Genomic DNA, 10,437 nt, shown 5'->3' on the forward strand with positions numbered 1-10,437 from the left:
CATGCCGTACACACTCGTCAGAGCGGTGGTCGTGATGCTCGTCGTCGCGCTGACCACCGCGATGGACTACCCCGACCCGCTCCCCGACTTCGCCCACCCGCACGCGCCCCACTACCCCTGGTACCAGCCGGTCAACGCGTCCACCACCCGGCCGGTGCTGATCATCAGGGGCGGCTTCACCGACCAGCCCTGGCCCGCCGCCAAGGACGACGCCTGGCTCGGACGGCGGTACTTCGGCCCCGGCTACCCGAGCGTGCGCGACTACTTCGTGCGCAGCTCCGGCGGCCGGGTGGACCTCACCCGCGCCCGCGAGCGCTCCGGCGTCCACGACGACGGGGTCGTCAGCGTGGACTACGGGCTCACGGCCGCGCAGTGGGACGCGCTCGACGACAAGCAGAAGATGCGGCACGGCGTGAACACCGCCGACCCGCTCGTGGACTACTCGGTCTTCGACCGGAACGGCGACCGCCTGCTCGGTCAGGACGAGGTGGTGATCGTGGTCCTGCAGTCGGTGCCCTTCGACACCGGCGCGGCCATCGGCGGGTACGGCGCCTCCCGCGCGGTCTTCCCCGGCCCCGCGCTCGACGGGATGAACCTGGACTGGCGGGTCAACGTCTGGGCGCAGAGCGCGGTCAACCAGCTCACTCTCGACCACGAGATGATGCACACGGCCTTCGGGGTGGACCGCGACTTCCACCAGTACCCGATCACCGGCTTCGACCTGATGGGCGGGACCGCCTCGGAGCACGAGTGGTACGTGGAGCTCAACTCCTGGCACAAGACGCACCTGGGCTGGGCGCGGCCGACGGTCGTCACGCGGGACGGCTACTACAGCGTCCCCGAGTGGGACACCAGCGACACCGCGTTCCTGCTCTACGACCCCGCACGCGGCCTCGACGACTACCTCCTGGTCGAGAACCGCCGGCGCCGTGCCGGCGGCTACGACGCCGACGTGTGGGACGACGGCCTGGTCGTGTGGCGGGTCGACGAGAGCCAGTACTACAACGACGCCCGCGACGCGTACCCGATCACGCTCCAGGGCCCGTGCCCCGACTATTCCTGCACCTACGCCGCCTGGGACGCCGCCGACCCGCACACGCCGCAGCGGGAGATGACCGGCCCGTGGCGCGACGGCACGCCCAGCAACGTCGCGGTCCGCATGGTCTACGAGGCGGGCCCGGAGACGACGGCGTACTTCGACGTACCCGGCCCCGGCGCCGCCGTGGACTGCTTCGACGCCTCGACCGACAGCAGGCGGCGCGAGGTGCGGGTCTACGCCGGGCAGACCACCGCCATCGGGCTTCCCGTGCAGAACACCTCAGAGCAGGCGGGCGCGATCGGGCTGAGCCTCGCGGGCGTGCCGGGACCCGGCTGGTCGTGGAGCGGGAGGACGCTCGACCTCGACGCCAAGGCCACCACGTCGGGCAGGCTGCTCGTCACCGTCCCCGCCGACGCGGCGCCCGGGGCCTACCGGCTCTCGCCGCAGGCCACCTGGCTCGCCGACCCCCGCCACACCTCACGGTGCGAGGTGGTCGTCCACGTCGCCGCGCCGCCGCAGGCGAGCTGGGGGTACGCTTCCACGCGCGCCCTGCAGTACCAGGCGCCGATCGGCGAGCAGGTGGCCCTCGACCCCAACTGGCAGTGGGGCACCTGGAAGCGCGGCCCCGACCCCGGCCGAGGCGCCACGATGGTCCGCACGGCGACCGGCCGCTACACCGTGACACTGCCCGGCCTGGGGGCGACGCCCGGCATCGCGCACGCGGGCGCGGGTGTCTCCTGGGGGTACACCGACGCGGCCTGGTGCCAGCTCGACGCCGTCACCGTCATCGACGGGGACAAGGTGCTCTACGTGATCTGCTTCGACGGCGCGGGTACGGCGAAGGACCTGCCGTTCGCCGTCTGGGCCAGCGGCCCGAGCACCGGTGCGCGGCCGCAGTTGCAGGCCCGTTACGAGAACTCCGGCGGCCTCGCGAGCGCGGTGCCGCTGGTGAACAGGGACACCTTCAACTCCGCCTCCGGCCCGGTGTCGGTGTACAGGACCGGTGACGGCCGCTACGAGGTGACGGCCGAAGGCGCGGCCTACGACGGCGGCGGGTACGCGCGGGTCACCGCGCTCGACGACGTACCGGCCCGGTGCCGCGCGACGGGCGTCGAGGACACGGGTACGGCCGTGCGCATCGGCGTGGAGTGCCTCGACCGCGACTTCCGGCCCACGAGTACGCCGTGGCTGCTGTCCTACACCGAGGGCACCGGCGCGCACCACGACGCGGGCGTGCCTGCGGCGTACGCGAGCACGTCGGGCGACCCGGCGGCGCCGGTCGTCGACACCGGGCGCTCGTGGAGCAGCAATGGGGAGGTGCCGACCGTCGTGCGCACGGCGCCGGGCGTGTACGACATCAACTACCAGGCCATCGGCAACCCGTACATCTACCCCGCCGATCTGGTGGACGTCAGCGCCGTGGGCGCGCAGGCGCGCTCGTGCCGTCCGCTGTCGTGGAACTCCTACGGCCACCCCGGGAAGCTGCGTGTCATCGTGCACTGCTACGACGCCGCGCGACGCCTGGCCGACGCCCACTTCGCCCTCGCCTACCTGCGCGCTCCCGCCCGGACCTGAGCGGCCCGGGTGCCGGTCAGGCGGAGGCGCCGCCGTCCAGGACCAGGTCGTGGCCGACGGCGAAGCCCGCCTCCGGCGACGCCAGCCACAGCACCGCCGAGGCGATCTCGTCGGGGGTGCCGAGCCGGCCGAGCGGGGTCATGCTCTTCATCCGCTCGGCCCGCTCGGCGTGGCTCTCGCCGGGCAGCAGCGTCATGGACGTTTCGACGGGCCCCGGGCTGATCGCGTCGATGCGGACGCCGTCCGCCGCGTACTCCCTGGCCGCCGCCCGGGTCAGCGCGCTCACCGCCGCCTTGGAGGCCGCGTACGCGGCGAGGTTCGGCAGGCGCAGGTGCGCGCCCAGGTTGGAGGCGGTGTTGACGATCACGCCGCCGCCGTGCGCCCGCATGTGGGTGATCTCGTGCTTCATGCTGAGGAAGACGCCGGTGACGTTGATCGCGAGCTGGCGGTCCCATGCGTGCTCGTCCATGTCCGTGAGCGCTCCGGTCTCCAGGATCCCGGCGTTGTTGAAGGCGACGTGGAGGCCGCCGTGGCGGTCCACGGCGGTGGCGACGAGGCGGGCGACGTCCGCTGCGGAGGAGACGTCGGCGGGCACGGCGCTCGCGCGGCCGCCGTCCTGCTCGATGAGTGCGACGGTCCGCGTGAGCGCGTCGGCGCCTCGGCCGGCGACGACGACGGTGGCGCCCTCCTTCGCGAAGGCGCGGGCCGTGGCCCGGCCGATGCCGGAGCCGCCGCCCGTGACGAGGGCCACCTTGCCGGTGAATCGTGCGGTCATCTCGTGTTCTCCCTTGTGTGTTCCGTACGGCTGTGTGTTCCGTACGGCGGACAGCGGCCCTATCGAGAACGATCGTTCTTGAATTCGAACATGCTCCGCCGCATTCATGAGCCGCCACGCAGCCGACTCTCCCCGACCGAGGGCGGCCAGGACCCGCCCTGCCGCCCCCTGAGCCGCGATGCGGGCTCCCTTGTCAGGCCAAGGCGGCCAGCGCCTGCTCCGCGGCGTCCCTGAGCCTGCCCGGCTCGGGGTGGGCGCGGCCGAGGACGCGCATGCCCTGGAGGACGACGAGCAGGAAGCGGGCGAGGGCGCGCGGGTCCTTGCCGTCCGGGATCTCGCCCTGCGCGCGGGCCCTGGTGAGAGCCGAGGTCAGCGCGGTCTCCAGGGTGTCCCAGCTGGCCTCGACGCGGCAGGCGGCCTGCGGGTCGCGCGCGCCGATCTCGACGGCGGCGTTGACCACCATGCACCCCCGCCTGCGCTCGTCGCGCAGGGACTCCTCCGCGTACGCCTCGACCAGCGCCCTGACGGCCGGGAGCGCGGGGCCGGGCTGCGACAGCGCCTCGACCAGCACGGCGTCGCGGGACCGGCGGTAACGCTCCAGCGCCTTGAGGTAGAGGTCGCGTTTGCCGCCGAACGTCGCGTAGACGCTCGCGCGCGCGACGCCCAGGTGTGCGACGAGGTCGGCCATGGAGGTCGCCTCGTAGCCCCGTTCCCAGAACAGTTCGAGCGCCTTCTGCAGGGCCGCGTCAGGATCGAACTCCTTGGTTCTCGCCACGGGCCGACGCTAGTTCATTCTGGATCGATCGGTCAATTTATAGGGGATCATGGCTCTCCTGGGTACCGTCAAAGTGGTGAGCCAGTCACATCTGCCGCCTGCCGAGTGGTACGCGAGCCTGCCCGCCGTGCACGTGTCCGCGTGCATGCTGCTGACCGACGCCGCCGACCGGGTGCTGCTGGTCAAGCCCAACTACCGCGAGCACTGGGCCGTACCCGGCGGAGTCGTGGACGAGAACGAGCCGCCGCACGTCTGCGCCGTCCGGGAGATCGCCGAAGAACTCGGCCTCCACGTACGGCTCGGCCCGCTGCTCGTGGTCGACTGGGTGCCGCCGTTCGACGACCGTCCGCGATCGATGATCAATTTCATCTTCGACGGCGGCGTGGTCGAAGATCCAGCCCGGATCCGGCTGCAGACCTCCGAACTCGACGACGGCCGGTTCTGGTCGTGGGAGCAGGCAGCCGCCCGCATGCACCCCGTCACCGCCGGCCGCATCCCGGCCGCCAGAGCCGCCCGCGCCGACGGACGAACCATTTTCCTGCCGACCCGGTAGACGCCACGCGGTTGCGCATCTGCTTTCTTCCCGTTCACCGTCACGGGGTCGGCTTCTGCTGACAGCCCGGTTGCCGCAGTTCACCGAAACGGTGCTCCGGCATTACGTGGAGGCCGGCGCCTTCTCCGCCGAACGGCTCATCCCGGTGGTTGCCGAGATCGGCGAGGCGCTGGTGTTGAAACTCGCCTTCGACTCCGGCACACCCCCGTCAGAGGCCACGCTCGCCGACATCGCCGACCAGGCGATCCCGCTTGCTCGTGGCCTGCCCACCCCCTGAGCGTCACGTCTCGCGCGCGCTGTTCACCAGCCCCGTGGCCAGCTCCATGACGGCGCCGCGCACGACGTCGTCCGAATCGGCCGCCTCCTGGTGGGAGCCGAGGATCAGCCGCGTGAGCTGAGGTACCGCGTTCGGCCAGGCGGCGAGGCCGATGAGGGACAGCAGCACGACGGCGGTACGGGGGCCGGGCTCGACTCCGAGCCGGTCCGCCAGGGCGTCCACCTTCAGGGCGTAGCCCTCGGCGCGCCGTGACTCCCCGGGAAGTTCGCCCTCACCTCGGCTCAGCGCCTCCCACAGCAGCAACCGCAGTAGTTCGGGCCGCTCGCGGTGGAAGTCGTACACCGACCCCACCCAGGCCGCGATGTCGTCGCCCGGCTTGCCGACCTCGTCGGTGAGTTCGTCCATCGCGGCGCTCACCGTCGCCGCGAACAGTCCTTCTTTGCTGCCGAAGTGACCGTAGACCCGCTCCTTGTTGACCCCGGCCAGTTCCGCGATGCGATCGACCCGGGCCCCCGCCACGCCCAGGGCGGCGAACTCCTGCCGCGCCGCTGCCAGGAGCTTCTGCCTCGTTGCGGCTGTGTCTCTTGCCATGCCCACACTCTACCAACCAACTAGTTGGAGCTACCTTGACATCCAACTAGTTGGTTGGTTTCATGTTCGACATGCCAACCGACTCGAACCTCACGCCACAGTCGGCTCTTCGGGTCGATCCGCCGGCCCCGGCCCCCGCCCCGCTCCCGGCCGTCTCCTTCGGAAAGTCCATAGCGGCCCTGTGCGCGGTGGGCATCCTGGTCGTCGGGCAGCTTTACACCGTCCTCCCGCTCCTGGACGACCTCTCCGGCGCATGGTCCACGACCACCTCTGCGGCCGGCTGGGCCACCACCGCCTTCGGCTTCGGGTACGCCGCCGGATTCCTGTTCTCCGGCCCCCTGTCCGACCGCTTCGGCCGACGTCGGATCATCGTCGCCGGACTGCTGCTCACCGCCCTCGCCACGGTCACCGTCACGATGGCGCCCAGCCTCGCGGTGGGCTGCGCCGTCCGCGCCGCGCAGGGCCTGGCGGCGGCCACCTTCGCGCCCGCCGCCTTCGCCTACGTCTCCGAACGGCTCGAACCGGGCCGGCGTGTCGCCGCCATGACCTGGCTGACCAGCTCGTTCCTCGCGGCCGGGGTCCTCGGCCAGGTCTACGCACAGTTCGTGGCCGGGTTCTGGAACTGGCAGGCCGTCTTCCTGATCTGCGCCGTGGCCATGGTCGGCGGAGCGGCGCTGCTGCACACCGTGCTCCTGCCCGACCGGAGCACCGCCGCCGCCTCGGCCCTGGACGCCTACCGGGCCATGGGCCGGCTGCTCACCGACTCCTCCCTGGTCCTGTTTCTCCTGGCCACGGTCACCCTCCTGGGCGGCTTCGTCGCCGTCTACACCGCCCTGCAGGTCATGGGACCGGCCTCGTTGACCGACCGGCCCGACGCGATGCTGCTCCTGCGGGCCGGTTCGCTGCCCGCCATGGTGCTGGTACCGCTGCTCACCCCCTTCCTCGTCCGGGTGCCCGCCGCGCACCGGGTGGTCGGGGCCCTGCTCCTGGCAGGCACGGCGACCGCGTTGCTCGCCGTCGCCGACGGTCCTGTGACCCACGGGGTCCTGCTCTTCGTTTTCGTCTTCGGAGTCGCGCTCACCGCACCGGCCCTCGTCGAGGCCATCGGATCCCGGGCGGGACCGGCCCGAGGCGCGGCGGTGGCGCTCTACACCTTCGCCCTCTTCACCGGAGCGAGCCTCGGCCCCCTGCTGGCGACCTCCGCAGGCGACGGCTTCGCCGCCGTCGCCGCCGTGATCGCCGGCGTCCTGTGTGCCGGTGCGGCGCTGGCCGCCGCAGGGCAGCACCTGCGCCGCTGACCACCGTCACCTCACATGAATCCCAACAAGGAAGGAACGATCCCATGCGACCCCGCATCCTCGTCCCGGCCCTCGCCCTCGGCGGAGTCTGCGCCCTGGGTACGGCACTGCTCGTCAGCGCCCCCGACAGCGACGCGGCCACCACCTCGGCCTTCGGCGCGACAGGCACCCCCAAGGAGAGGAAGAACGTGAAACCGGTACTCCAGGGCAGCGCGGTGGAACGTTCCGCGCAGCAGTCCCAGAAGTCCCTGGCCAAGGCGGGGCTCTCGGTCCCCAGTGGCTGGCAGCCCGTACAGGCCCGTGAGGAGAGGCACGAGGACCGGCCGGTGACGGTCGTCCGCTACGAGCGGGGCACCCGGCCCACTCCGGGCGGCGAGCACATCACCACCGTCGTGGACGGCGAAGGCACCCTGCTCGGCTACACCCGGATGACCCTGGACGCGGCCACCTCCTCCGCACCTTCCGACGCGGCGGCGGAGAAGGCGGCCTTCGCCTGGATGAAGCGCTTCGTTCCCGAGCACGCCGCCGGGCTCTCCCTGCAATGGGTGGACCGGCACGACGAAGAGGTACGCGACCGTTCCGGAGCCAAGCGCACCGTCTCAGGGGCCAAGGTCAAGAGCCGCCACGACAACGGCCTCTACACCTGGGTGATCGTGGACGGCAAGGGCGCCGTGATCACGTACGAGCGCGACATCCGCTGGGACGGCTCCCAGGGGCGGCGGGCCACGCAGATGTGGTTGCACGACAAGTGGATCGCGGCCCGCGAGGGCAACGGCCCGCAGCCCGCGTCGCCGTACGCGAGGGCCTGACCTCCCGGCATCCCCGCCGTGATCGGCACCGGCGAGCGCGTCACCGTACGCGAGGGTCTGACCTCCTGCCTGAGCCTGAGCCGGGGCCGATAACGGAGGTAACCTGGCCAGGGGCCGATGACGCCCTTGGCCAGGGGCGGTAGCGGGCCTGAGCCCGGGCTCCGCGACCCCGCTGCGGTGACACCGTGCGGTGGCGGCACGACGTTTCCTGTCGGTCCCGGGTGCTAGCGTGCGCAACCCGGTGAATGATCGACGTGGAGGTCTCGTGACGGACGTGTTCTCTCCCATCCCCGAACTCAACCTGCTCAAGGAGTTCTACGACGCGACCATCGACGAGTGGTGGGGCAACGGCTTCGAGATGTACGAGTTCGGCAAGGACATGTACCAGGACCGGGATCCCAGACTCGCCGACCGGCTGGTCTACTTCGCACAGGCCAACGGCAGCGGATCAATGTACGGGATCTGGCGCAAGGACGACCGCGAGGACCTGGCGACGCTGCCGGTCATCGCCGCAGGCGACGAAGGCGGCCTCCACCTCGTCGCCCGGAACCTGCGAGAGTTCTTCCAACTGCTCGGAGCCTTCTCCCGCGACGCCCAGCCCTTCATCGACTGGGAGTCCTTCTTCTATCCCGACGACTCCGAACCGGTGCCGAACGGGCGCTACCTCGCCTGGCTGGAGCAGACCTTCGACCTGCCGCCCGTCGATGACTGGGAGAGCATCGTCGTACGGGCCCAGGCGGAACTCGGCCAGGAGTGGGCAGCCTGGATCCACCCGATCATCCCCGATGTGGCCTGGTCGCCGATCCACGAGCTGAACCTGTTCCAGCAGTACCTCGAAAACTTCTCCTGCGACGTCGAGCCGCTGGAGACGTACGGCGTCGCAGAGGAGTTGACGAACCCGCACGTGAGCGCCGGTCTGACGCCCTTCGCCGCGACCGAGACCGACACCTACTTCGCCCTTTGGCACGCCGACGACGTCGCCGACGTTCCTGTCGTCGCGCTGGGAGCGACCTCGGGCGCCCACGTCGTCGCCCGCAACCTGCGCGAGTTCTACCGACTGCTCGCAGGGCTCACCGACACCGAGATCCGGCACGACGGGACCCGGCTGGACTTCCGACCCCGTGAGCGGGCCCGCGACCACAAGAGGCTCCGCGCCTGGCTGGAAGAGACCTTCGCGCTGCCTCCCGCCGACGACCCGACGGCCGTCGTCACCGAAGCGCAAACCGACTTGGGCGAACGACTGGCCACCCGACTCGACATCTTGGCGAACTCCTCGAACGCGGCTTCTGAATCGCCACCGAACAAAAAGATCACCTGAATATCGGTTCTTCACCTAAACTTCTGCTATTCCGCGCTGCGCCAGGCCCGACCCTCCGCAGGAGTGAACGACACCGGACAACAACCCCTGGACGTTCCCGACCAACCGCGCCCAGCACTCCGCATAGTCGCCGACGACCGATGCGGTGAACCGGCAAAGGACATCTATGATCACCCATATCGCTGTCGCCGTCATGTACGTAGCCGATCAGCAACGGTCGCTGGATTTCTACGTCGACAAGCTCGGCTTCACCAAAACCGTCGACGCCGAGATGTGGCCCGGCGCACGCTGGGTGGAAGTCAAACCTCCGAACGGACAGACCTCGATCACGCTGCACAGCGCGGAGGCGTTCGGCAAGAAGCCGGGCGAGGGTGCCTATCTCACCTTCGCCTGCGACGACATCGGCGAAACGGTGCGTCGGTTGCGCGCGGTCGGTGTCACCGTGACCGACCCGGTGGAGGAGCCCTGGGGCACCTACATCAAGGCCACCGACCCGGACGGCCACGAGGTCCTGATCTCCAAGAAGTGAGAGGCGGGGAGCGGACGTTCGCGTCCATGAGCTCCCCTCGTACCTCTTGGGGAAGAGGGTAATGCGGGGTGCGAGGTAGGGCACCGCCGCGCCGGTCTTCAGGCCCGCCGCCGTCGTCTCCGGCTCGCCGTCTCCAGCTCTGCCGCAGTCTCCGGCGTCGGGGGCGCCGATCGCTGGTGGATGCTCAGGCACTCGGCGCATACCGGGTCGTCGGCCGGTTCCCAGGCGCGCAGTTTCCCGCCCTGGTTGCACACCATGACCGACTGCCCGCACAAGGCGGTGTCCTCCTCCCACACCCGTGTCTCGGGTGTGCGCTCGACCAGGCAGTAGGGACCGAGTCCACGTATGGCCAGCACGAACGGTTCGGCGAGCGATCCGGTCACAGCGGACCCGGCTTCCCCTCGACCAGGCCACGCAACGGCGGACGGACCGCACGGACGTCGGCGTACCGGAACGCAACCGCCGCGCCGCACGGGTCACGTCCACGACCGGATGGTTCTGGTCTCGTCACCAACGGCTCTAAAGTGCTCCATTGGGTCGCACCTCCAGTGTGCGATCAAGGACCCGTCCGGACGTCTCCAGCGCCGGGCGGGTCCGCCCGTACAAGGTACGGGTGTGACGTTAGGCACACTGATGGTGACGGGACAGGGACAGAACCCACTAGTCCCGTCGGCCTGTCACAGCACGACTAGTGCGATACCCCCACAAAGTCAGCGAGTGCGACCACCCCACGCGGTCGGCGCGGACGGGTAAGCAACTCTCGGATGACAACCTTGCTCAAGCCGCTTCGCTTCAACCACGCCGGGGCGATCCTCCGCAGAGTGAGCTCTTTTCATCTGTGGGTGAGCTCGTAGTTCTGCAGGACGGCGATCGCCTTGCAGAGCTGGCCGGCCTTGTG

The 10,437-nt window shown here is 70.4% G+C and carries 11 protein-coding genes; 7 read left to right on the forward strand and 4 right to left on the reverse strand.

Going from position 1 to position 10,437, the window contains the following annotated elements; genetic code table 11:
• Position 1: 1 nt before the first annotated feature.
• Positions 2-2,614 (forward strand): hypothetical protein, encoded by a 2,613-nt coding sequence (locus tag ABD120_RS11685; RefSeq protein WP_343949813.1) that lies wholly within the window; start codon positions 2-4, stop codon positions 2,612-2,614.
• A gap of 16 nt (positions 2,615-2,630) precedes the next feature.
• Here the strand turns inward: ABD120_RS11685 and ABD120_RS11690 are convergent, their stop codons facing one another.
• Together ABD120_RS11690 and ABD120_RS11695 are read right to left on the reverse strand one after the other, a co-directional pair.
• Positions 2,631-3,389, reverse strand: coding sequence for an SDR family NAD(P)-dependent oxidoreductase (locus tag ABD120_RS11690; RefSeq protein ID WP_343949814.1), 759 nt, complete (start codon positions 3,387-3,389; stop codon positions 2,631-2,633).
• Positions 3,390-3,582: 193 nt separating this feature from the next.
• Positions 3,583-4,164 carry a TetR/AcrR family transcriptional regulator gene (locus ABD120_RS11695; RefSeq protein ID WP_343949815.1) on the reverse strand — a complete coding sequence of 194 codons (582 nt, stop codon included), beginning with the start codon at positions 4,162-4,164 and terminating at the stop codon, positions 3,583-3,585.
• Positions 4,165-4,240: 76 nt separating this feature from the next.
• Between ABD120_RS11695 and ABD120_RS11700 the strand changes: the two genes are divergently transcribed.
• Both ABD120_RS11700 and ABD120_RS11705 read left to right on the forward strand, forming a co-directional pair.
• Entirely contained in the window at positions 4,241-4,717 is a 477-nt protein-coding gene (locus tag ABD120_RS11700) for an NUDIX domain-containing protein (RefSeq protein WP_343949816.1), read from the forward strand.
• A gap of 91 nt (positions 4,718-4,808) precedes the next feature.
• Positions 4,809-4,994, forward strand: a complete 186-nt coding sequence (locus ABD120_RS11705) for a hypothetical protein (protein WP_343949817.1) — start codon at positions 4,809-4,811, stop codon at positions 4,992-4,994.
• A gap of 3 nt (positions 4,995-4,997) precedes the next feature.
• On the opposite strand, the gene ABD120_RS11710 is transcribed toward ABD120_RS11705, so the two are convergent.
• Entirely contained in the window at positions 4,998-5,585 is a 588-nt protein-coding gene (locus ABD120_RS11710) for a TetR/AcrR family transcriptional regulator (RefSeq protein WP_343949818.1), read from the reverse strand.
• Between the two features lie 71 nt (positions 5,586-5,656).
• Between ABD120_RS11710 and ABD120_RS11715 the strand changes: the two genes are divergently transcribed.
• From ABD120_RS11715 to ABD120_RS11730, 4 genes are all read left to right on the forward strand, one after another.
• Positions 5,657-6,883 (forward strand): MFS transporter, encoded by a 1,227-nt coding sequence (locus ABD120_RS11715; RefSeq protein ID WP_343949819.1) that lies wholly within the window; start codon positions 5,657-5,659, stop codon positions 6,881-6,883.
• Positions 6,884-6,927: 44 nt separating this feature from the next.
• Positions 6,928-7,692: a hypothetical protein gene (locus tag ABD120_RS11720; protein ID WP_343949820.1), complete on the forward strand. Its 765-nt coding sequence runs from the start codon at positions 6,928-6,930 to the stop codon at positions 7,690-7,692.
• Between the two features lie 265 nt (positions 7,693-7,957).
• On the forward strand, positions 7,958-9,010 hold the full coding sequence (locus ABD120_RS11725; protein WP_343949821.1) for a hypothetical protein: 1,053 nt from the start codon (positions 7,958-7,960) through the stop codon (positions 9,008-9,010).
• A gap of 166 nt (positions 9,011-9,176) precedes the next feature.
• A complete protein-coding gene (locus ABD120_RS11730; RefSeq protein WP_343949822.1) occupies positions 9,177-9,539 on the forward strand; it encodes a VOC family protein in 363 nt (120 codons plus the stop codon).
• A 98-nt stretch (positions 9,540-9,637) separates the two neighbouring features.
• Here ABD120_RS11730 and ABD120_RS11735 read toward each other — a convergent pair whose 3' ends face one another.
• Entirely contained in the window at positions 9,638-9,922 is a 285-nt protein-coding gene (locus tag ABD120_RS11735; RefSeq protein WP_343949823.1) for a hypothetical protein, read from the reverse strand.
• Positions 9,923-10,437: the final 515 nt, after the last annotated feature.

Source organism: Nonomuraea longicatena, from assembly GCF_039525605.1.
In the GTDB taxonomy this organism is placed as follows: domain Bacteria; phylum Actinomycetota; class Actinomycetes; order Streptosporangiales; family Streptosporangiaceae; genus Nonomuraea; species Nonomuraea longicatena.

Bases quoted from the DNA above. Each gene is read 5' to 3' on its own strand.
- ABD120_RS11685 (WP_343949813.1), top strand. From the start codon at position 2: ATGCCGTACACACTCGTCAGAGCGGTGGTCGTGATGCTCGTCGTCGCG.
- ABD120_RS11690 (WP_343949814.1), bottom strand. From the start codon at position 3,389: ATGACCGCACGATTCACCGGCAAGGTGGCCCTCGTCACGGGCGGCGGC.
- ABD120_RS11710 (WP_343949818.1), bottom strand. From the start codon at position 5,585: ATGGCAAGAGACACAGCCGCAACGAGGCAGAAGCTCCTGGCAGCGGCG.
- ABD120_RS11715 (WP_343949819.1), top strand. From the start codon at position 5,657: ATGCCAACCGACTCGAACCTCACGCCACAGTCGGCTCTTCGGGTCGAT.
- ABD120_RS11720 (WP_343949820.1), top strand. From the start codon at position 6,928: ATGCGACCCCGCATCCTCGTCCCGGCCCTCGCCCTCGGCGGAGTCTGC.
- ABD120_RS11730 (WP_343949822.1), top strand. From the start codon at position 9,177: ATGATCACCCATATCGCTGTCGCCGTCATGTACGTAGCCGATCAGCAA.